Annotated in this window: 23 protein-coding genes; all 23 read left to right on the forward strand. The window is 37.0% G+C overall.

Annotated features, from left to right (window positions below; translation table 11 throughout):
• Positions 1-134: 134 nt before the first annotated feature.
• Positions 135-1808, forward strand: coding sequence for a DAK2 domain-containing protein (locus D612_RS0101415; RefSeq protein WP_017753688.1), 1674 nt, complete (start codon positions 135-137; stop codon positions 1806-1808).
• 261 nt (positions 1809-2069) lie between these two features.
• Positions 2070-4115: an ATP-dependent DNA helicase RecG gene (gene recG / locus D612_RS0101420; protein WP_017753689.1), complete on the forward strand. Its 2046-nt coding sequence runs from the start codon at positions 2070-2072 to the stop codon at positions 4113-4115.
• Positions 4116-4197: 82 nt separating this feature from the next.
• Positions 4198-4764: a transcription factor FapR gene (fapR, locus tag D612_RS0101425; RefSeq protein WP_017753690.1), complete on the forward strand. Its 567-nt coding sequence runs from the start codon at positions 4198-4200 to the stop codon at positions 4762-4764.
• Positions 4765-4798: 34 nt separating this feature from the next.
• The gene (gene plsX / locus D612_RS0101430; protein WP_017753691.1) at positions 4799-5785 is read left to right on the forward strand and encodes a phosphate acyltransferase PlsX; all 987 of its coding nucleotides are present in this window, start codon (positions 4799-4801) and stop codon (positions 5783-5785) included.
• A 16-nt stretch (positions 5786-5801) separates the two neighbouring features.
• Positions 5802-6746 carry an ACP S-malonyltransferase gene (fabD, locus tag D612_RS0101435; RefSeq protein ID WP_017753692.1) on the forward strand — a complete coding sequence of 315 codons (945 nt, stop codon included), beginning with the start codon at positions 5802-5804 and terminating at the stop codon, positions 6744-6746.
• On the forward strand, positions 6747-7487 hold the full coding sequence (fabG, locus tag D612_RS0101440) for a 3-oxoacyl-[acyl-carrier-protein] reductase (protein ID WP_017753693.1): 741 nt from the start codon (positions 6747-6749) through the stop codon (positions 7485-7487).
• 87 nt (positions 7488-7574) lie between these two features.
• The gene (gene acpP, locus D612_RS0101445) at positions 7575-7808 is read left to right on the forward strand and encodes an acyl carrier protein (protein ID WP_017753694.1); all 234 of its coding nucleotides are present in this window, start codon (positions 7575-7577) and stop codon (positions 7806-7808) included.
• 77 nt (positions 7809-7885) lie between these two features.
• Complete coding sequence (gene rnc / locus D612_RS0101450) at positions 7886-8635, forward strand: ribonuclease III (protein WP_017753695.1); 750 nt, start codon at positions 7886-7888, stop codon at positions 8633-8635.
• A gap of 71 nt (positions 8636-8706) precedes the next feature.
• On the forward strand, positions 8707-12264 hold the full coding sequence (gene smc / locus D612_RS0101455) for a chromosome segregation protein SMC (protein WP_017753696.1): 3558 nt from the start codon (positions 8707-8709) through the stop codon (positions 12262-12264).
• A gap of 25 nt (positions 12265-12289) precedes the next feature.
• Positions 12290-13294 carry a signal recognition particle-docking protein FtsY gene (ftsY, locus tag D612_RS0101460; RefSeq protein ID WP_017753697.1) on the forward strand — a complete coding sequence of 335 codons (1005 nt, stop codon included), beginning with the start codon at positions 12290-12292 and terminating at the stop codon, positions 13292-13294.
• A gap of 68 nt (positions 13295-13362) precedes the next feature.
• Positions 13363-13695: a putative DNA-binding protein gene (locus D612_RS0101465; protein ID WP_017753698.1), complete on the forward strand. Its 333-nt coding sequence runs from the start codon at positions 13363-13365 to the stop codon at positions 13693-13695.
• Between the two features lie 12 nt (positions 13696-13707).
• On the forward strand, positions 13708-15051 hold the full coding sequence (gene ffh / locus D612_RS0101470; protein WP_017753699.1) for a signal recognition particle protein: 1344 nt from the start codon (positions 13708-13710) through the stop codon (positions 15049-15051).
• Positions 15052-15149: 98 nt separating this feature from the next.
• A complete protein-coding gene (gene rpsP, locus D612_RS0101475; RefSeq protein ID WP_017753700.1) occupies positions 15150-15422 on the forward strand; it encodes a 30S ribosomal protein S16 in 273 nt (90 codons plus the stop codon).
• A 14-nt stretch (positions 15423-15436) separates the two neighbouring features.
• Positions 15437-15664: a KH domain-containing protein gene (locus tag D612_RS0101480; RefSeq protein WP_017753701.1), complete on the forward strand. Its 228-nt coding sequence runs from the start codon at positions 15437-15439 to the stop codon at positions 15662-15664.
• 79 nt (positions 15665-15743) lie between these two features.
• Positions 15744-16130, forward strand: coding sequence for a YlqD family protein (locus D612_RS0101485; RefSeq protein WP_017753702.1), 387 nt, complete (start codon positions 15744-15746; stop codon positions 16128-16130).
• A gap of 18 nt (positions 16131-16148) precedes the next feature.
• Positions 16149-16661, forward strand: coding sequence for a ribosome maturation factor RimM (gene rimM, locus D612_RS0101490; protein ID WP_017753703.1), 513 nt, complete (start codon positions 16149-16151; stop codon positions 16659-16661).
• Positions 16662-17396: a tRNA (guanosine(37)-N1)-methyltransferase TrmD gene (gene trmD, locus D612_RS0101495; protein WP_017753704.1), complete on the forward strand. Its 735-nt coding sequence runs from the start codon at positions 16662-16664 to the stop codon at positions 17394-17396.
• Between the two features lie 130 nt (positions 17397-17526).
• Entirely contained in the window at positions 17527-17871 is a 345-nt protein-coding gene (rplS, locus tag D612_RS0101500) for a 50S ribosomal protein L19 (protein WP_017753705.1), read from the forward strand.
• A gap of 125 nt (positions 17872-17996) precedes the next feature.
• Entirely contained in the window at positions 17997-18545 is a 549-nt protein-coding gene (gene lepB, locus D612_RS0101505) for a signal peptidase I (RefSeq protein WP_017753706.1), read from the forward strand.
• Between the two features lie 31 nt (positions 18546-18576).
• Positions 18577-19428: a ribosome biogenesis GTPase YlqF gene (ylqF, locus tag D612_RS0101510; protein WP_017753707.1), complete on the forward strand. Its 852-nt coding sequence runs from the start codon at positions 18577-18579 to the stop codon at positions 19426-19428.
• Between the two features lie 200 nt (positions 19429-19628).
• Positions 19629-19880, forward strand: coding sequence for a hypothetical protein (locus D612_RS0101515; protein WP_017753708.1), 252 nt, complete (start codon positions 19629-19631; stop codon positions 19878-19880).
• 335 nt (positions 19881-20215) lie between these two features.
• Complete coding sequence (rnhB, locus tag D612_RS0101520) at positions 20216-20794, forward strand: ribonuclease HII (RefSeq protein ID WP_017753709.1); 579 nt, start codon at positions 20216-20218, stop codon at positions 20792-20794.
• The gene (locus D612_RS0101525; RefSeq protein WP_017753710.1) at positions 20794-23133 is read left to right on the forward strand and encodes a hypothetical protein; all 2340 of its coding nucleotides are present in this window, start codon (positions 20794-20796) and stop codon (positions 23131-23133) included. The genes rnhB and D612_RS0101525 overlap by 1 nt, the downstream gene beginning before the upstream one ends.

Below are 23133 nucleotides of genomic sequence, written 5' to 3' on the forward strand. Positions count from 1 at the left end.
GGCATAATCAGCCCCGAAAGAAAAGCACTGGCTAAATTCGCGACATCCTTTCGCAACGCCAGTACTAGCACGGCCTGTGCCCATTAAACTCTAGGGGCTAGACGCTGGAACTAGACATTTAAGGAGGAAGTTTAGTGACAATGCAACAATTAGACGGGATAAAGTTTGCGCAAATGGTAATTGCTGGTGCAAACAATTTATCTAAAAATGCTAAAATGGTCGACGCGTTAAATGTATTCCCCGTTCCAGATGGTGATACAGGTACAAACATGAACCTGTCAATAACATCTGGAGCTAATGAGGTAAGAAAGCTAACAACTAATCATGTTGGAAAAGTCGCTTCTGCATTTGCAAAGGGTTTGTTAATGGGAGCTAGGGGGAATTCAGGAGTTATCTTATCCCAGCTTTTTCGAGGCTTTGCCAAGGTAGTTGAATCAAAAGAAACGATCACTAGCTTTGAATTTGCTGCAGCATTCGAAGCTGGTGTTTCAACTGCATACAAAGCAGTAATGAAGCCTGTAGAGGGTACAATTTTAACTGTAGCAAAAGATGCTGGTAAAAAGGCAGTACAAATATCAAAAAAGAATACGGATATTGTTGCTGTAATGGAAGAGGTTTTAATGGAGGCGAAAGCTTCATTGGACCGAACGCCAGATCTATTACCTGTTTTAAAAGAAGTAGGAGTTGTCGATAGTGGCGGTCAAGGGCTGGTGACAATTTATGAAGGATTTCTAGCCGTATTAAAAGGTGAAGAACTTCCAGAGACATCTGAGCTTCAACCTTCAATGACAGAACTTGTAAATGCTGAGCACCATAAGTCTGTTCAGAGTCATATTTTGACAGAGGAAATTGAATTTGGCTATTGTACTGAGTTCATGGTTAAATTTGAAGATGATAAAATCAAGCAAAATCCTTTTACAGAAGAAAAATTCCGAAATGATTTGAGTGCTTATGGTGATTCATTACTTGTTGTTTCTGATGAGGACGTAGTAAAAGTACATATACATGCTGAATACCCTGGTAAAGTAATGACTTATGCTCAAAAATATGGCAGCTTAATTAAAATAAAGGTTGAAAATATGAGGGAACAGCACTCAACTATTGTTGAAGCAGATAAGGGCATACCTAAAATTCAGACTCCACAACAAAAAAGTGAATATGGTATTGTTGCTGTTGCAATGGGTAATGGGATATCAGAGCTTTTTAAAAGCTTGGGAGCGCAGGCTGTAATTGAAGGTGGACAAACAATGAATCCAAGTACGGAGGATATTGTTCAAGCAATTAAGCAAGTACATGCTGAGAAGGTTATTATTTTACCAAATAATAAAAATATTATTATGGCTGCGTCACAAGCTGCATCTGTTGTTGATGAGGACGTTGTTGTTATACCTTCAAAAACTGTTCCACAAGGAATGACATCCTTGCTTTCATTTAATCCTGCTCTCACCTTGGATGAAAATGAGGCTCTTATGAACGATGCATTGGAAAATGTTAAAACAGGACAAATAACTTATGCCGTTCGCGATACTGTTATTGATGGTCTGGAAATTAAAAAAGACCACTTTATGGGAATATTTGATGGGAATATTGTTATAACGGATGCCTCAAAAACTAATGCTGCGATCTCATTATTAGAAAAGATGATAGATGAAGATGATGAAATCCTGACAATCCTTCAGGGTGAAGATGCAACAGATGAGGAAATGGACAAGCTTAAGGAATACATTGAGGAAAAATATGAAGATGTTGAAGTTGAAGTCCATAATGGAAATCAACCATTGTATCCATTTATATTTGCAGTAGAATAATAATCTTTTAATAATCAATAAATGTCATTTACAACATTTTTAAATAATATGACATGAGATGGTTTAATGGTGGCTAAAGCTTCGGCCACTAGTAATTGAACCACCCTCATGTCTTTTTACTAGGCTCAAGTGCTGTTGAAACACCTTCAGTCTGTTTTCTAGCAGGAAAAGTTAAGCCTTTGGAGAATAATAATAAATAGCTATTTTTTCACAGGGAGGTATGGCCACAACGAAAACAGAATCGATCGGTGGCGATGAAATGTGAATAAACTAAAACAAAATATTACTAATATAAAAGGGATCGGTGAGGAAACGGCTAATGCTTTAAATGAAATGGGGATTTATACTATTGAACAGCTTATAGAGTATTTTCCTTATCGATATGAAGATTATCGCTTACGTGATATGAATGAAATTAAGCATGGTGAAAGAATAACAATTGAGGGGAAGGTTCATAGTGAGCCTTCTTTAACGTTTTATGGAAAGAAGAAATCACGTTTGCAATTTCGTATCTTTGTTAATCATCTTTTAATAAAAGTAGTCTTTTTTAATCAACCTTACTTGAAAAAGCAATTTTCAATTGGAGATGTAGTTACAATAACTGGGAAATGGGATCAACATCGGCAAACTATTACTGGAAGTATTTTAAAAACAGGGCAAATCGGTCATCAACAAGAGCTAAGGCCCATTTATTCGGTAAAAGGAAATGTAACGGTTAAAGGGATAGCTAGACTCATTGCTCTTGCTCTCAACCAGTTTGGCGAATTGATTTTAGAAATTTTGCCAGAGGAAATGATTTCTTCTTATAAGTTAATGTCTAGAAAAGATGCAGTTAAAAATTTTCATATTCCCAAAAGTAGAGAACATTTAAAGCACGCACGAAGGCGGATGGTATACGAGGAATTTTTGTTATTTCAATTAAAAATGCAAGCTATGAGAAAGTTTGAACGAGAGCATCGAGGTGGGAATATCCACACTTTTTCGGAAGAGACTATTAATCAATTCATTTCATCTCTACCATTTCCGTTAACGAATGCACAAACAAGGGTCGTTCAAGAAATATTAGATGATATGGCATCCCCTTATCGAATGAATCGTCTTCTCCAAGGCGATGTAGGTTCTGGCAAAACAGTTGTTGCAGCTATCGCATTATTCGCAACTATAAAAGCTGGCAATCAAGGAGCGTTAATGGTCCCAACAGAAATTTTGGCAGAACAACATGCATTATCACTTATGGATTTGTTGGCGTCACATGGTCTAAACGTTGCTTTACTAACGAGCTCAGTGAAAGGGAAAAAACGTAAGGATCTTTTAAAACAATTGCAGGATGGAGTGATAGATGTAATTGTTGGGACGCACGCTCTTATTCAGGATGAGGTGAATTTCAATAAACTTGGGTTAGTGATTACTGACGAACAGCATCGCTTTGGTGTCGAACAACGCCGGATATTACGTGAAAAAGGTGAAAGTCCAGATGTATTATTTATGACTGCTACACCGATACCAAGAACGTTAGCCATTACAGTTTTTGGGGATATGGATGTGTCGGTAATTGATGAGATGCCAGCAGGGCGTAAGCTTGTTAAAACTTATTGGGTTAATCATACGATGTTGGAGCGGATACTTGCCTTTATACTGAAGGAAATCAATAAAGGTCATCAGGCTTACGTAATTTGCCCATTAATCGAAGAATCAGAAAAGCTAGATGTTCAAAATGCAATCGACGTATATACTATGCTTGTTCAGTTTTTTTCATCAAAAATTAAAATTGGCTTAATGCATGGGCGTCTTTCAAGTGGAGAAAAAGAAGAGGTGATGAAAAAGTTTAGCGAAAATGATTACCAAATTCTCGTTTCAACAACAGTGGTCGAGGTTGGTGTCAATGTCCCAAATGCTACTGTAATGGTGATTTATGATGCCGAAAGGTTTGGGTTATCACAACTCCATCAATTGCGGGGGAGAGTCGGTAGAGGCAATGATCAATCGTATTGTATTTTAATTGCTGATCCTAAAACAGATGTAGGTAAAGAAAGAATGACAATTATGACCGAAACGAATGATGGCTTTGAGCTATCGCAAAAAGATTTGGAGTTAAGAGGGCCTGGAGATTTTTTTGGGAAAAAACAAAGTGGCTTACCAGAATTTAAAATAGCGGATATGGTTCACGATTTTAAAACATTAGAGGTAGCAAGAAACGATGCAGCAAGGCTTATTTCATCATCAAGCTTTTGGCAGGATGAACAATATCGACTTTTACGGTCATATCTTAATGAAACAGGAGTTTTAAATGGTGAAAAATTAGACTAGTAGGAAAATAATGCTTGCAAGCTTCCAGCAATATTTATATACTACTATTAGTACCTAGTCATAGTATCGGGAGGTGGAGTCGGTGCGGCGTACAAAAAAAGAGCGACAGCAATTACTGAAAAAAACAATTGAAGAAACTCCCTTTATAACAGATGAAGAGCTCGCAAAAAAATTTAACGTAAGTATTCAAACGATACGTTTAGATCGGCTTGAATTATCAATTCCTGAGCTTCGTGAACGAATTAAGGATGTGGCTAAAAGCAAGCTCGATGAGGAAGTAAGATCATTACAAATAGAGGAAATTATTGGCGAAATTGTTGATTTAGAGATGGATAAAAGTGCGATATCCATTTTTGATGTGAAAAGTGAACATGTTTTTACAAGAAATCGGATCGCAAGGGGGCATCATCTTTTCGCTCAAGCAAACTCATTAGCTGTTGCTTTAATAGATGATGAGTTAGCACTAACAGCTAAAGCAAACGTGAAGTTTACTCGCCAAGTCAAAGAAAATGAACGAGTTGTCGCAAAGGCGAAGGTAGTCGATAACGATGAAGAAAGAAGTAGAACCTTAGTTGAAGTTAAGTGTTATGTTGGTCAAGAGCTTGCATTTATCGGCGAATTTGAAATGTATAGACCAAGATCTAAATGATGTGAATACGAAATAAAAAAGGTAGTGAAAATGAATGAGACTTGCAATAGATGCAATGGGTGGGGATCATGCACCAGAGCAAATTGTAAAAGGTGTAATAAATGCAGTAAAGCTATTTCCAAACATCGAATTCACATTAGTTGGAAATGAACAAGAGATTTTAAAATATGTATCAGATCGACACCATATAACCATTATACATACGGATGAAGTAATTGAAGCCACTGATGAACCAGTACGGGCTGTTCGTCGTAAAAAAACAGCATCAATGGTAGTAATGGCTGAAGAAGTAAAAAATGGAAGAGCAGACGCTTGTATTTCAGCAGGCAATACAGGTGCTTTAATGGCCGCAGGACTATTTATCGTAGGTCGTATTGAGGGCATCGATCGACCAGCGCTATCACCAACTTTACCAACCATTGATGGCCGAGGTTTTGTTTTCTTAGATGTAGGTGCTAATGCTGATGCTAAGGCTGAACATTTACAGCAATACGCCATTATGGGCTCTGTCTATGCTGAAAAGGTGAGGGGAATTACAAACCCTCGTGTTGGACTACTTAATGTTGGTACAGAGGATAAAAAAGGAAATGAACTGACAAAGCATGCTTTTACCCTATTGAAAGAAGCACCCATCCATTTTATCGGAAATGTAGAAGCAAGGGATTTATTATCTGGAGTTGCAGATGTAGTTGTAACAGACGGTTTTACAGGTAATGTTGCCTTGAAATCAATTGAAGGTACTGCGCTGGGAATCTTTTCGATGTTGAAAAAGGAGCTTATGAGTAGCTTAAAAACGAAGCTTGCAACTGCTGTTATTAAGCCCCAGCTCAAAAATTTAAAAAACCAGCTTGATTATTCCGAATATGGAGGTGCTGGATTGTTTGGTTTAAAAGCACCTGTTATTAAAGCACATGGTTCATCTGATGCGACAGCAATAGTTAATGCCATTCGACAGGCAAAGGATATGGTTGAGAACGAAGTTATAACAAAAATTTGCGCAACTGTAAAAGGGATAGAATAAAGTAAGGGGGAACAACATGGGAAAAGTAGCATTTATTTTTCCAGGTCAAGGATCGCAAACTGTAGGAATGGGACAATCAATTGCAAGTGAGATTGAGTCCGCAAAAATAATTTTTGAAAAAGCAGATAAACGGTTAGGCATTACATTATCCGAAACAATCTTTAACGGGCCAGCAGAAAAGCTAACGTTAACAGAAAATGCACAACCCGCTCTATTAACGACTAGTATTGCACTTTTAGAGGCTTTAAAGGAGCATGGGATTAAACCGGATTATACTGCCGGTCATAGTTTAGGTGAATATAGTGCACTAGTTGCAGCAGAAGCATTAAGCTTTGAGGATGCTGTTTATGCTGTCCGAAAGCGTGGAGAATATATGGAAGAAGCTGTTCCAGCAGGTGTTGGTACAATGGCGGCTGTATTAGGGATGGCAGAAGCTGATTTACAAGCTGTTACATCTGAAATAACAGCTAGCGGGCATGTTGTTCAGCTCGCCAACTTAAACTGTCCCGGGCAAATTGTGATTTCTGGTTCGAAGCTTGGAGTTGAAAAAGCATCCGAGTTAGCGAGAGAGAAGGGTGCAAAGAAGGTCATTCCTTTAGTTGTAAGTGGTCCTTTCCATTCTCAATTAATGAAGCCTGCGGCTGAAAGATTTTCACAAATACTTGATCAGATTGAAATAAAGGATGCAAAAATTCCTGTCATTGCGAATGTAACAGCAATGGAAATGAGTAAACAAGAGGAAATTAAAGAAAAATTAATTGAACAGCTTTATTCACCTGTATTATGGGAACGCTCAGTTGAAACAATGCTTGCTAAAGGTGTGGATACATTTATTGAAATTGGTCCGGGAAAGGTTTTATCGGGACTAGTTAAAAAGGTTAATCGTCGAGTGCATACATATGCTATTTCAGATCAAGAATCATTACTAGAGATAGTAGGCAAACTAAAGGGGGATGATTAAATGCTTAAGGGAAAAGTAGCTCTTGTGACGGGTGCATCAAGGGGCATCGGTAAAGAAATTGCATTACAGCTGGCACGTAATGGAGCGAGTGTTGCTGTAAATTATGCTGGAAGTGAAGCAAAGGCAAATGAGGTTGTTGCACAAATAAGGGAAAACGGCGGTGAAGCATTTGCCATTCAGGCTGATGTTGCAAACGCGGAATCAGTTACAAATATGGTTGCTGAAGTAATTTCAAAATACGGCGCATTAGACATTCTTGTAAATAATGCCGGGATTACACGTGATAATTTGTTAATGAGAATGAAGGAAGATGAATGGGATGCAGTGATAAACACAAACTTAAAAGGTGTGTTCAACTGTACAAAGGCAGTAACTAGACAAATGATGAAGCAACGAAAAGGTCGGATTATTAATATTGCTTCAATTGTTGGTGTGTGTGGTAATCCAGGTCAAGCTAACTATGTTGCAGCAAAAGCTGGTGTTATAGGATTAACAAAAACAACTGCTAAAGAGCTTGCTAGCCGTAATATTACTGTGAATGCCATTGCGCCTGGGTTTATTACAACCGATATGACAGATGAATTAACTGATGAAGTGAAAAATGAAATGTTAAAGCAAATACCTCTTGCGCGCTTTGGAAAGCCTGAGGATATTGCTGCCGTTGTTCGTTTCCTTGCTTCTGATGAAACCAGCTATATTACTGGGCAGACTTTCCATGTTGATGGCGGTATGGTTATGTAAGTACAAGTATTTTTTACTATAAATGGGTTACAAGCTAGTTTTTTTAATAAGAATTTAATATAATACTTGAGGGGAGGTGAGCTAAACATGGCAGACGTATTAGAGCGTGTAACAAAAATCATCGTAGATCGTTTAGGAGTAGACGAAGCTGCTGTTACATTGGAAGCTTCTTTTAAAGATGATCTTGGTGCAGATTCCCTTGATGTAGTTGAATTAGTAATGGAACTTGAAGATGAATTTGATATGGAAATCTCTGATGAAGATGCAGAAAAGATTTCTACTGTTGGAGATGCAGTTAACTACATAAAATCACAAGCATAATTAAAGGGCTGTCCTTTTGGCCAGCCTTTTCTCCAATTTATATTATTGTTGATGTTTTGTCTAAAGCGGAGGTTTTTATGTCACGACCAATAAGAAAAAGAGAGAAAAACATAGGTGTGAAACAAAAATTAAAGTTCCAAGAATTACAAAACCGGCTCGGTATACATTTCACTGATGAAAATATTTTATACCAAGCTTTTACACATTCATCTTATGTGAATGAGCATCGAATTAAATCATCAGAGGATAATGAAAGATTAGAATTTTTGGGTGATGCTGTCCTTGAATTAACGGTTTCACAATATTTATTTAAAAATTTTCCTGCAATGAGCGAGGGAGATTTGACAAAACTTAGGGCGGCTATTGTATGTGAGCCTTCTTTAGTAAATTTTGCTCATCAATTATCGTTTGGAGACTATGTCTTATTAGGCAAGGGCGAAGAGTTAACAGGTGGAAGAACACGACCTGCATTACTTGCGGATGTATTTGAAGCATTTATTGGGGCTCTTTATTTAGACCAAGGGCTTGATAAGGTAATTGATTTTCTCCAAGTAACGATTTACCCAAAAATTAGTGAAGGTGCTTTTTCTCATGTGATGGATTATAAAAGTCAGCTACAAGAAATTGTTCAAAGAAGTGGTCAAGGCTCATTAGAATATTTAATTGTTCAGGAAAAAGGGCCTGCTCATAACCGTGAGTTCGTTTCTAAAGTGTTACTAAATGATGAAATTCTTGGAACCGGCATCGGAAAGTCTAAAAAAGAAGCAGAACAAAAAGCGGCTAAGCAAGCTTTGGATAAGATTAAAAGTGAAAAAGGAACATTATAAATCCCCCCTTCAATTAAGGGGGTCTATTTATATAGGCTCAGCTTTTTTTCTCAGTGTAGGAGGACAATATTATGCATCTAAAGCGTTTAGATATAGTTGGATTTAAATCTTTTGCTGATCGAATCTCTGTAGATTTTGTTAATGGTGTAACTGCTGTCGTTGGCCCGAACGGAAGTGGTAAAAGCAATATTACCGATGCGATTCGTTGGGTGTTAGGTGAGCAATCTGTCAAATCATTAAGAGGTGCAAAAATGGAGGATATCATTTTTGCGGGTAGTGATACGAGAAAACCTCTAAACATTGCAGAGGTGACGTTAACGCTAGAAAATGATGATCAATTTTTACCGATCGATTACCATGAGGTAAGTGTGACTAGAAGAGTATATCGTTCGGGTGAAAGTGAATTTTTAATAAATAAACAAACATGTCGCTTAAAGGATATTGTTGACTTGTTTATGGATTCTGGTTTGGGTCGCGAAGCATTTTCAATTATAAGTCAAGGTAAGGTTGAGGAAATTCTTAGTAGTAAATCAGAGGATCGCCGCAGTATTTTTGAAGAAGCTGCAGGTGTATTGAAATATAAAACACGCAAGAGAAAAGCTGAGAATAAGTTATTTGAAACTCAAGATAATTTAAACCGGGTTGAAGATATCATTCATGAAATTGAGGGACAAATTGAACCATTAAAGCTGCAGTCTTCCATTGCAAAAGATTATCTTGAAAAGAAGGAAGAATTAGAAAAAACTGAGGTTGCACTCACTGTTTATGAAATCGAAGAGCTTCATAGTAAATGGGAACATCTTCTAAAACAATTTGAAGAGCATAAGGATGTAGAAATTCAGCTTTCGACTACTGTTCAAACTCGCGAAGCAGAAATTGAATCGATCCGTGACCAGATGCAAACGATTGATGATTCAATCAATGAGTTACAAGAGGTATTATTGAATTCTAGTAAAGAATTAGAGAAACTAGAAGGACAGCGTCAGGTTTTACAGGAACGGAAAAAGAATGCAACTCATAACCGCGCTCAATTAGAAAAAGCGGTGGAAGAATTAAAAATTAAAATAAGTGATTATGACACTCAAATTGCTAATCAATCAGACTTGTTAAAGGAATTCCAGCAGCAGCTTGAAGCGGTATTAGAGGATTTATATCATACTGAAGAGCAATTATCAGCTGTTAGTCAAGATATTGATGCTGAATTAGATACGTTAAATGGTGAGTATATTGATATTTTGAATAAACAAGCGTCATATAAAAATGAAAAGCGCTATTTAACAGAGCAACTTGGCCAGTTTGATCAAAAGAAATTGCGATTAGATCAAGAAAATGAAAAATATTTAAGGCTTCGCCTTGAATTTGAAGCTACTAAGCAAAGTTTGTTAGAGAAAATTTCAAAAAAACAGGAAGAGATCCAGCTGCAGCTCAGCAAATATAAGCAAATCGAGTCTGAACTAGTAAAGCAGCGAGATGAATATCATAAAAGAGAAACGCAGCTATATCAGGCAAATCAATATTTACAAAAGTTTAAATCTAGAAAAGAAATGCTTGAAGAAATGCAGGAGGAGTATGCGGGGTTTTTCGGTGGTGTTAAAGAAGTATTGAGAGCAAAGCTTCCTGGCGTTGAAGGTGCAATTGCAGAGCTAATTAATGTTGGGAAACAGTATGAATCTGCCATTGAAACAGCCCTAGGTAGCGCAATGCAGCATGTTGTCGTTAACAATGAAGAAAATGCTCGTCATGCCATTCAGTTTTTGAAACAAAATCGATCAGGCAGAGCAACATTTTTACCGATAAGCGTCATTAAAGGGAAAGAAATTCCCTCTCTACAAGTTGAGGCATTAAAGAAGAACCCAGGGTTTGTGGGGATAGCATCCTCACTAGTAAGCTATGATAAAAAGCATGAGGATATTATTCAAAATCTATTAGGTACTGTTATCGTAACGACTGATCTTAAAGGGGCAAATGATATAGCTCGAATAGTAAATCATCGCTACAGGATAGTAACATTAGAAGGGGATGTTGTAAACCCGGGTGGTTCGATGACTGGGGGAGCTGTAAGACAGAAGACAACATCATTATTTACGCGAGGTAGAGAGTTAGAGGAAATAAAGACAAAATTGCCTGATATGGAACGGAAAACAGAAGAATTTGAGAAACAGGTAAAGGAATTAAAGGGAAGTATACAAGAAAATGAAAAAGTTCTTTCCGAGCTTAAAGAAATTGGCGAAAGCCTCCGGATAGAGGAACACACTTTAAAGGGGGATTTGCGAGAACTTGAGATTGAAGAGAAGAATATTAATGAACGCCTTTCCATTTATGATTTAGAAATCGAAAATCTAAATAACGAAAAGGAATTAACCAAATCTAAGTTAGTGGAAGTAGATGCTAATTTAACATCTTTTGAGGAAACAACGGTCAAATTAAACGGACGGATTGAACAATTAAATGAGCAGAAGAAAACCCAACAGTCTTCAAAAGAATCAATCCAGCAAAAAGTTACTGAATTAAAAGTACTTGCTGCAGAAAAGGGGCAGTTAGTTAAAAATGAGCAAGAAAATCTTGATCGTATAGAACGAGAGAAAACAGAACTTCATCATCAATTAAATGAGCATTGCATGAATCTACAACTTTTAAATGATGAAATGAACACAAGCATTTCAGGTGAAGGTACACTAGAACAAACGATAATCGAAAAGGATAAAGAAAAAGAAAGCACTTTATCTTTAATTAGTAGTAGACGTGAAGAGCGTCTGAAGCAGCAAATGAATTTAGAGGACCTTTCTCGTGAAGTAAAAGAATTGAAGCGGCAGCATAAGCAAATGCTTGATGCTACAAAGGATGAAGAGGTTAAGATTAATCGCCTTGATGTAGAATTAGATACAAGGTTAACACATTTACGGGAAGAGTATATGCTATCTTTTGATGCAGCAAAAGAAAAATATCCAATGACGATGGAAGCGAATGACGCAAAACGGAAAGTTAAATTAATTAAAATGGAAATAGATGAACTAGGGACAGTGAATCTAGGAGCGATAGATGAATATGATCGCGTATCTGATCGTTACCAATTTCTAACCGAACAGAAAAGTGATTTACTTGAAGCAAAGAACACATTACATCAAGTGATACAGGAAATGGATGAGGAAATGAAAAAACGGTTCGAGGCTTCCTTTTATAGTATAAAAGCAGAATTTGAGCACGTCTTTAAAGAACTGTTTGGTGGTGGTAGAGCGGATTTGGTTTTAACCGATCCAGATGACCTACTTAATACAGGTGTAGATATTGTTGCTCAACCCCCGGGGAAGAAGCTGCAAAATCTCGGACTTTTATCTGGTGGGGAGCGGGCGTTAACGGCGATTGCTCTATTGTTTGCCATTTTACGGGTACGACCTGTTCCTTTCTGTGTTCTCGATGAGGTAGAGGCCGCATTAGATGATGCCAATGTAAACCGCTTTGCAAATTATTTAAAATTCTTTAGTAAAGAGACGCAATTTATTGTGATTACCCATCGTAAAGGGACAATGGAGGAAGCGGATGTCCTTTATGGTGTTACAATGCAGGAATCGGGTGTTTCAAGCTTAGTATCCGTACGTTTAGAAGAGTCAAAACAATTAGTCGAGGGTTAAACTGTACGAAAGTGAGGGAATATGGTTGAGTTTTTTTAGAAAATTAAAAGAACGAATTACAACTAAAACAGATGCTGTTACAGATAAATTTAAAGACGGCTTAGCAAAAACGAGGAACTCTTTTTCAGAGAAGGTAAATGATCTAATTTCCCGTTATCGAAAAGTGGATGAAGAGTTTTTTGAGGAATTAGAAGAAATTTTGATTAGTGCTGATGTTGGCGTTACAACCGTAATGGATTTAATTGATATATTAAAAACGGAGGTTAAAAAGCGTAATATACAAGATCCGAAAGAGGTCCAAGCAGTTATTTCTGAAAAGCTAGTCGAGTTATTCGAAATAGAGGATGGAAATGTTGAACAGTTAAATATTAACGAAGAGGGGTTAACGGTTATTCTTTTCGTCGGAGTGAATGGCGTAGGGAAAACTACGACAATTGGTAAATTAGCCTATAAATTAAAACATGAGGGAAAATCTGTACTTTTAGCTGCCGGTGACACATTTCGGGCTGGAGCAATTGAACAATTGGAGGTTTGGGGCGATCGTGTTGGTGTAGACGTGATTAAACAATCTGAAGGCTCTGACCCTGCAGCAGTCATGTTTGATGCGTTGCAGGCTGCTAAGTCTCGCAAGGTTGATATTCTAATTTGCGACACTGCAGGTCGTTTGCAAAATAAAGTAAATTTAATGAAGGAGCTTGAAAAAGTAAAACGTGTGATTGAACGTGAAGTTCCAGGGGCACCCCACGAGGTACTATTAGTACTTGATGCAACGACAGGTCAAAATGCAATGAGCCAAGCCAAGCAATTCAGTGAGGCTACAAACGTTACTGGTATTGTACTAACAAAGCTTGATGGTACTGCCAAAGGTGGAATAGTATTAGCGATTCGTCATGAGTTACAAACACCAGTGAAATTTGTTGGTCTAGGTGAAAAAGTGGAGGATTTGCAGGAGTTCGACCCCGAACAGTTTGTGTATGGACTGTTTGTAGAGATGATAGATAAAGAGATCGATGAGGGAGAAACGGCTTGACAATTATTTAGTACGAGTGTATCATTTAAACCTGTAAAGGGAATTCACTTAACAAGGGGGTCTTTTGTATGCTTGAAAAAACAACGAGAGTGAATTATCTTTTTGATTTTTATCAATCATTGTTAACATCTAAGCAGCGAAACTATATGGCGTTGTACTATTTAGACGATTATTCACTTGGGGAAATTGCTGAAGAGTATAATGTTTCAAGACAAGCTGTTTACGATAACATTAAGCGTACAGAGACAATGCTAGAAGATTATGAAAGCAAACTCCGTTTATTTGAGAAATTCCAACAGAAACAAGAAATTATTCAGCAGCTAAAAAAACATTTGCATGAATACAGTTTAAAGAGGGACGATATTTTAGAGTTAATAGAGACCCTTGAGAAATTAGATTAGGAGGCGGCAATTATGGCATTTGAGGGATTAGCCGACCGACTGCAAAATACGATCCAGCGAATTCGCGGCAAAGGGAAAGTGACCGAAGAAGATGTAGCGGAAATGATGAGGGAAGTTCGTTTGGCGCTTTTAGAAGCTGATGTTAATTTCAAAGTTGTCAAAGACTTTGTAAAGCGAGTCAAGGAACGAGCTGTAGGTCAGGAGGTCATGAAAAGTTTAACTCCTGGTCAGCAGGTTATTAAAGTTGTTCAAGAAGAGCTTACCGAGCTTATGGGTGGTCATCAAAGTAAAATTGCTGTTAGCAACCGTCCGCCAACTGTCGTAATGATGGTTGGTTTACAAGGGGCTGGTAAAACGACAACGACGGGTAAACTTTCTAATCTTTTGAGGAAAAAATATAACCGTAATCCTTTACTAGTTGCTGCGGATATATATCGCCCTGCAGCAATCAAGCAGTTGGAAACACTTGGTAAGCAACTCAATATACCTGTCTTTTCTCTAGGTGACCAAGTAAGTCCGATTGAAATTGCAAAACAAGCTATTTCAAAAGCGAAAGAAGAACACCATGATTATGTTTTGATTGATACTGCAGGACGTCTTCATATTGATGAAGCGTTAATGGAAGAACTAAAGCAAATTAAAGAGCTTACAAATCCAGACGAAATCTTTCTTGTAGTCGATGCGATGACAGGTCAGGATGCTGTCAACGTGGCCCAGAGCTTTAATGAACAGCTAGGTCTAACCGGAGCAGTATTAACAAAGCTTGATGGTGATACTCGTGGTGGTGCTGCCCTATCAATTAAAGCAGTAACAAATATCCCAATAAAATTCGTTGGTATGGGTGAAAAGCTTGATCAATTAGAGGACTTTCATCCGGAACGAATGGCTTCCAGAATTCTCGGTATGGGTGATGTGTTAACGTTAATTGAGAAAGCACAAGCTAGTGTAGACGAGCAGAAAGCAAAAGAGCTAGAAGAAAAGATGAGAACGATGAGCTTCACATTTGATGATTTTCTTGAACAACTAGCTCAAGTTAAAAGTATGGGTCCATTAGATGAATTGCTCGGGATGTTGCCTGGTGCTGGCAAAATAAAAGGCTTAAAGGATCTGAAGGTTGATGAAAAGCAACTTAGTCATGTAGAAGCGATTATACAATCGATGACGAAGCAAGAAAAAATTAACCCGGAAATTATTAATGGCAGTCGAAAAAAAAGAATTGCGAAAGGTTCAGGGAGATCCGTTCAAGAGGTAAATCGGTTGTTAAAGCAATTTGAAGACATGAAAAAAATGATGAAGCAGTTTAGTAACATGAATATGAAAGGTAAGAAAAAAGGCTTTAAACTTCCTTTTATGTAATTTTTATTAGCAAGTGTCAATAAAAAATACTTTACAAACTAGAAACAAATTGATAGTATATTAAAATGTGTGAAATATTTTCGGAGGTGCAAGTTAAAATGGCAGTAAAAATTCGTTTAAAGCGTATGGGAGCTAAAAAATCTCCTTTTTATCGTGTAGTAGTGGCTGATTCTCGTTCACCACGTGATGGACGTTTTATTGAAGAGATTGGTACGTATAATCCAGTTGCGAATCCAGCAGAAGTTAAGCTGAATGAAGAAGCAGCGCTTAAATGGTTACAAACTGGTGCAAAACCATCAGACACAGTGCGTAATCTTTTCTCTAGCCAAGGCATTATGGAAAAATTCCATAACTTAAAGCAATCTAAATAAGCTGTGTGACGCCTATGATCGAATTAATTGAAACAATTGTTAAGTCATTAGTTGATTATCCAGAAGATGTCGTTGTAACAGTTAATGAGGATGATCGCAAAATTACGTATAACTTAACAGTTCATAAAGACGATGTTGGCAAGGTTATTGGAAAACAAGGTCGTGTAGCAAAAGCTATTCGTACTGTAGTTTATGCAGCCGCAACTAATGAAAGTAAAAGAATTCATCTAGAAATCATGTAAAGGGCGAGGGAAAAACCTCACCCTTTTTTCATACTTAGAAAATTATAAACCTAGTGCTTACTTCGAGGTGTACAATCGTATGAAAATAATAAAAAATATTACAGTTAAACAAGTATTAACGGAGGATAGTAAAAAATCACTCGCATATAGCTTCAAGACACAAATGAGTAAGCTTGAAAAGGAAATCGATCAATTTAGGTTTGAAAAGAAAAAGTTTGAGAAAACTAAAAAGATACAAACGCCAATGATTGCCGCGCAAATTGAAAAGGAAATTAGCTTAAGAACTGAAAAATGTAAATTGCTAAAATTTCAACTTGAGCAATTGGATATATTACCACTTGGAAGTGAATTAAAAGAGACAGAGGTTCAAGGAATTATTGAAATTAATAAAGGTGATAATTGGGATGAAATCGTAAAGGAACGAGTAATTATCGTTAAAGACGGAATCATCTCAGAGCTTCGCTAGGGATTGGAGGGTACTTTTGTGCCAAGGTATTTTAACGTAGGTAAGATTGTAAATACACATGGTGTTAGAGGTGAAGTGAAGGTTATTTCATCTACGGATTTTCCAGAAAAACGTTTTCGAAAAGGTAGTAAACTCTCACTTGAGTTAGACCCTATGCAAATGCTTGAGTTAATTGTTTGCTCACACCGCATCCATAAAAACTTTCATCTACTAACTTTTGAAGGGTATACGGATATCAATCAGGTTGAAAGGTTTAAAGGGAAAAACCTTAAAGTTGCAGAGGAATATATGTCAGATTTAGCTGAACATGAGTATTATTATTATGAAATTATTGATTGTGAAGTTGTGACTGAGGAAGGGGTAAGGCTTGGGGTCATAAAGGAAATACTGTCTCCAGGTGCAAATGATGTGTGGGTTGTAAAAAGACCAGGTGAGAAGGACTTGTTATTGCCATACATTGAGGAAGTAGTCAAATCAGTTGATATATCCAGTAAAAAGGTTACGGTACATTTAATGGAAGGATTACTATAAATGAAGATTGATGTGTTAACAATTTTTCCTGAAATGTTCGCTGGTGTATTGGGTCAATCGATATTAAAAAAAGCAGAGGAACGCAATCTTGTTTCCTATCATGTCTATAATTTTCGTGAGTTTTCAACTGATAAGCATCAAAAAGTTGATGATTATCCGTATGGTGGCGGGGCAGGAATGGTATTAACACCTCAACCCATTTTTGATGCGGTCCATCACTTAACAAAGGAAGCAAAGATAAAACCAAGGGTAATCCTTATGTGCCCTCAAGGTGAACGTTTCACCCAAGCAAAAGCAGAGGAACTAGCTAGTGAGGAACATCTTATCTTCATCTGTGGCCATTATGAAGGCTATGATGAACGAATACGCCAGTTTGTTGTAACCGATGAAATCTCAATCGGTGATTACGTGTTAACGGGCGGCGAGCTTGCAAGTATGGTTGTAATTGATAGTGTAGTGCGACTTCTTCCCGGAGTATTAGGGAATAAAGAATCTGCTCCATGTGATTCGTATAGTAGCGGCTTACTTGAATATCCCCATTATACAAGACCAGCAGATTATAAAGGATTAAAGGTACCAGAACAATTGTTGTCTGGAAACCATAAAGCAATTGAAGAGTGGCGGGCGAAGGAAGCATTAAGAAGGACATATGAAAGAAGACCTGACATGTTAGAACATCGTAAATTAACAGACGCTGAAAAAAAGTGGTTAGATGAGTTTAAGAATCAAGAATAAAGCTTGAAACAAAGGTGATATTATGATATATTAGTCTCTGTGACTTGAAGTGACTTTCAAGTTTGGATAACGATGTTCCGCTGTAATCGAAATCATTTACAAGAGCATCTGTGTGGAAGGAGTGAAGACGATGCAACAATTAATTCATGACATTACAAAAGAACAATTAAGAACGGATATTCCAGCGTTCCGTCCTGGGGACACACTACGTGTACACGTTAAGGTTGTCGAAGGAAATCGTGAGCGTATCCAGGTGTTCGAGGGTGTTGTTATTAAGCGTCGTGGTGGCGGAATTAGTGAAACATTCACTGTACGTAAGATTTCTTATGGTGTTGGTGTTGAACGTACATTCCCATTGCATACACCAAAAATTGCGAAGATCGAAGTTATGCGTCGCGGGAAAGTACGCCGTGCTAAACTTTATTACTTACGTAATCTTCGTGGTAAAGCAGCTCGTATTAAAGAAATCCGATAATTTGATGAAAAAGGAGCTTGGTTATCAAGCTCCTTTTTTCCAACTAGCTATTTATATTTATTTATTTATTTTTCTTATATATATGATCGTAATTGCAATAATTTTTCTTTTTTGGAGGAACGAATATGTCCCAAAGCAAGCATGAAATATGGGAATGGATTAAAGCATTGGTAATTGCGGTGTTATTAGCTGGTGGTATTCGTTATTTTCTATTTGCTCCCATTGTAGTAGATGGGCTATCGATGATGCCTACCTTACATGATCATTATAGAATGATTGTTAATAAAATTAGCTATAACATTGGGAAACCAGAACGTTTTGATATTGTCGTATTTGAAGCAACTGAAGACAAAGATTATATAAAACGAGTGATCGGATTACCAGGTGAACACGTTGCATACAAGGATGATGTATTATACATTAATGGTGAGCCATTCGAGGAGCCATATTTAGATGAATATAAGCAAGAAGCAAGTGGCGTACTTACGTATGACTTTACCCTCGAAGAAGTAACGGGCTTGGACCGTATTCCAGAAGGTCACATATTTGTTCTTGGTGATAATCGACGTTTTAGTAAGGATAGTCGAATTATTGGAACAGTATCAATGGATAAGGTTTTAGGGAAAACAAATATTGTTTATTGGCCTTTAAGTGACTTTCAAATAATAAAGTGAACCTAGTAATAGATATAAAGTAGGTGAACAAATGACAATTCAATGGTATCCCGGGCATATGGCTAAAGCAAAGCGCCAGGTTATCGAAAAGCTTAAACTGATCGATGTTGTAATTGAATTATTAGACGCAAGAATACCCTATTCTTCAAGGAATCCGATGATCGATGAAATTGTTACAAATAAACCCCGCCTTGTTCTTTTAAATAAGGCAGACCTTGCCGACCCAAAGAAGACGGACGCTTGGATCTCGTATTTTGAAGAAAAAGGGATAAAATGCATTGCGGTTAATGCTCAGGACAAGCAAGACATGAAACGGATTATCTCCGAAAGCAAAGTATTAGTACAAGATAAATTTGAAAAAATGAAGGCAAAAGGAATCAAAAATACGAGGGCTATTCGCGCTCTTATTGTTGGTATTCCAAATGTAGGGAAGTCTACCTTGATTAATCGACTTGCTAATAAAACAATTGCAAAAACCGGGGATCGTCCAGGGGTGACAACCGGACAGCAATGGATAAAGATAGGTAAAGAATTTGAGTTATTAGATACCCCAGGGATACTATGGCCTAAATTTGAAGATCAAGATGTTGGATACCGCTTGGCAATTACTGGTGCTATCAAAGAAAACTTACTTGATTTACAGGATGTTGTTGTATATTTACTTCTCTTTTTAATAAAAGAATATCCCGGAAATTTACAGGAACGCTATCAACTAACTGCAATTCCTACAGACATGATTAAGGTATTTGATGAAATTGGAAAATTTCGCGGTTGCTTGATGGGTGGTGGCCTTATCGATTATGATAAAACGGCTGAAGTAATTATAAGAGATATTCGTTCAGCTAGGCTTGGACGAATTACATTTGAAACACCTTTAGAATAGAAGTTTGTAGACGAATTAAATGAAAAAGCAGAGACAATTTTTCCGAATGTAAGTATCGATTACGAAGCAATTACCTACTTACGGACGGTGAATCGGCTCGTGCTCTGGATAATGTTTAACGCACGGCACACAAAATTTGTGTGCCTTTATTTTTTTTGATTCGAACCGATATAAAAAGAAAAACAAAGAGAGAGATTACGATGGCGAAAACGATTAAGGAAATAGAGGAAATATTAAACACACCAAAAACACTGAACGATGATATTATCGAACAAATTTCAACCGATGAACGTAAAGGAGTCCAAGTACTATATCAGAAATGGTTAAAAAATGAAAAAAACAAGCAAAAAGCTAAGGAAAAATATGATTTAATGTCTGCTTATGAAAACGAATTACGAGCAAAAAACATACATATGATTGCTGGTGTTGATGAGGTTGGTAGAGTTATATGACTTTAGAAAAGAGTGTCTAACTAAAAAATATGTTACCAATAATTTGTTTGACTAACTATGGGGTATTGTCTAGAATGAATATAGTTAAATATCACCTATCACCTTAAGAGGTGATTTTTTTTATGGGTGTTTTCTAGTGGGGGCGCTTTAGGCTCTTGGGGGGAAGAACCTCGAAAGATATGTGGTTTTGTTTTTAATAAGGGTAGAAAGCTATGCTGGATAAATCTTTTACTTTATATAAAATTGTGACAAAAGGATCTATATAAAATAAACAATAATTCATATTGGATATAAAACAGGGTTAGGATATAGATTTTAAAGGGGAGTAAAGAGTAATGATCGTATGTGGAGTGGATGAAACAGGTAGAGGATCGGCAATTTCAGGAGTATGGGTTTCAGCGTGTATTCTTGATCCCGACAAACCTATTGAGGGCTTAAGAGATTCGAAGAAACTATCTGTTAAGCGACGGGAAGAACTAGCTAGAGAAATAAAAGATAAAGCTCTTTGCTGGAGTATCGAAATAGCATCACTTGAGGAAGTAGAAGCCCTTAATGTTCTGAACGCAACACTTCTAGGCATGAGAAGGGCCATAGAAGGGTTGCATATTAGGCCTAATAAAGTATTTGTCGATGGGAATAAATTACCTAACATCGATATTCCGGCTGAGGCCATTGTGAAGGGTGACGATTTGATTCCAGCCATCAGTGCAGCTTCTATTTTAGCTAAAGTCGAACGGGATAAAGTAATAAGGGAGTTACACCAGATTTATCCCCAATATGGTTTTGACAAGCACAAAGGATATCTAACAAAAGCTCATATGTTGGCGTTACAGGAATATGGAGCTTGCCCTATCCATCGAAAAACATATGCTCCAGTTCGCAAGATATTAGAGAAACAATTGGAGTTGTTCTGATGGCAAAAAAAGCGACGTTAAAGAAAACGTTGGTAAAGCAAAATGAAGAACTTTCGAATACTGGCTCTCTAACGCTAGATGTTTCAGAAGAGGCTATTCTTTCAAGGGCTGATGAAAGAGAGTATTTGCCTTCTGTAACTTACGTAAATAATTACCAGGTGAAGAATAGAGGGAAAATTGGTAATTATACAATTGATTTCTCTGAATTAGTGTGCAAATATCCAAAAAACAAGAGCTTGATTGAGCAACTTATCGTAGGCATGAATGAAATTATTGTACCGGATTGCGGCCGAACAACAATTCGAAATATTGATAAAGGAGTAAAAGTTTTTCTTGAGTTTCTTAATAGTGAAAACAATTTGAGTAATAATTATGTAACCAATGTAAATGACATTAACATAATAATAGCTAAATCATTCTCTAATTACTTACTGAGTACATATCCGAAGGAAAGTCATTGTCGACAATGGTTTGGGGCAATTAGACGAATTGTGCAACGATTACAAGAGCTATTTCCAAAAGACCCGTCAATAGGAGTGGATTTTCCGTGGCCAACAGGTCCAGGAATTATAGGGGGGACAATTGAGGGATATCATCCCAGAGAAATGAAAGAGCTAATTTATGCTTGCATACAGGATATTAAGAATATCAAGAGTTTTCATCAGGCGTATCTAAACCTTAATGAAGAGCTTGTAACTGCAGAATGGAATTTAGAGAATATTATGTATTATATTCATGCGGGTATGCAGAGAACTAAGGAAAGTCGTATAAAGCTTAGATATTCTCAAAGGGCTTGGGTTAGAAGGTTAATTTATAGGCTTCCCAATATCCAAAAAATAATTAAGGATCTAGGGTTCACAATTGATCAGATACAAGATTTATACATACAAAGGGGATCGGAATTAGCATCTAGTGGACGTTCTCCATTCGCAACCCGAATTTCTGATCGTCCTGATCAAGAAAGAGCCATACCACAGTTCAATTTGGCTTTAGGCACATTAAAAAAACGGTTCCCACTATTCCCTTATTATTTACCTATAGATGAGGCAAAGGATTTGTTAAATAGCAAAAATCTTCTTAACTCTTCACAAAAGGCTAAAGATCCATTGGCAAATATGGTTAACATTGCTATATCAAAAAGTTGTCGAAAAATCAAATTCATGGACGGAACTTTAGGGAAAATGGCAGTTTACGCTGCAAAACACTTTGTTAGTGATACTTTATATCCATTTTTCCTTCTTGCCTTAATAAATACGGGATGGAACGTTGAAAGTCTTCTCTCAATAAGTGATGATGTGGATGCACATATAACCCCGGATCTAATAGATCCTGAAAATTATGTAATAATTCACGGAAGAAAAAAACGCGGTTCAAATGATAAGGAATTTTTAAAAGTTATACGTCGTTCAAACAAAAACAAAATGTTAGACACTTATCAGTTACTCAAATATGTTGAAAGCATAATTACCCAATATAAGGATAGCCCTTACTACGGGTCGGGGTATTTATGGCAATTTACTATACCTGAATCTCAAAAAGGTGTTATCTCATCATTCAACGAACAACCTCTCTTTACAATCATTAGTAAAAGATTTATTGAGCGTCATAATTTTAAATATTTTTCAGATACTACCGGTATTTCTCATCCAAAGGTTAGGTCTGGTTATGTATCTATTAAACAACTTTTAGGTGAAACTGAACTAGAACTCGGTGAAGACCTAAGCCATAATGACGTAGGATCTATCAATCATTATATATCTGATGAAAGTACCAACCTTATACTAGATTTAAAGATAAAAGAGATTCAAAAGCAATTTGTAGAAGATCTGTCTAATTATAAAGTTCGGATAGTGGAGTCAACATCACTTCAATCCCTACGCAACGCCATCCATAATGCAAAGACAGAGCAAGAGAAGTTTAAACTAATAAAAAAAGAAGCTGTAAAACTACACTTGGATGAAAAAACTATAATACACTTACTAGATGCTGGTTCACAAAAATATATTCTCGCTTGTGAAGACGCTATGAAACCGTCATGGCCAGGGTGGGATGATTATGTTGGTGAAGGTAAAAAATGTAGATATTTTAACAAGTGCGCCCTTTGTAAACAAGCTGTTGTATTCCCCGAAGCCCTGCCATATATCGCCCGGAGAATTCTAGATTTGGATAAGTTGAAAAAATCACATAGTTCTTCTGATTGGGTACTTAAATACGGTGATGAGAATGACGCATGGATTCAGATCTTAGAATATTGGAACAATGAGAACCAAGTAAATGACGCATGGGAGTTAGCTAGGATGGGTTTTGTAGTTTTACCACAGATAATGAGAGGTGTGTAG

This window comes from Calidifontibacillus oryziterrae (assembly GCF_000331575.1).
Lineage (GTDB): Bacteria > Bacillota > Bacilli > Bacillales > Bacillaceae_J > Calidifontibacillus_A > Calidifontibacillus_A oryziterrae.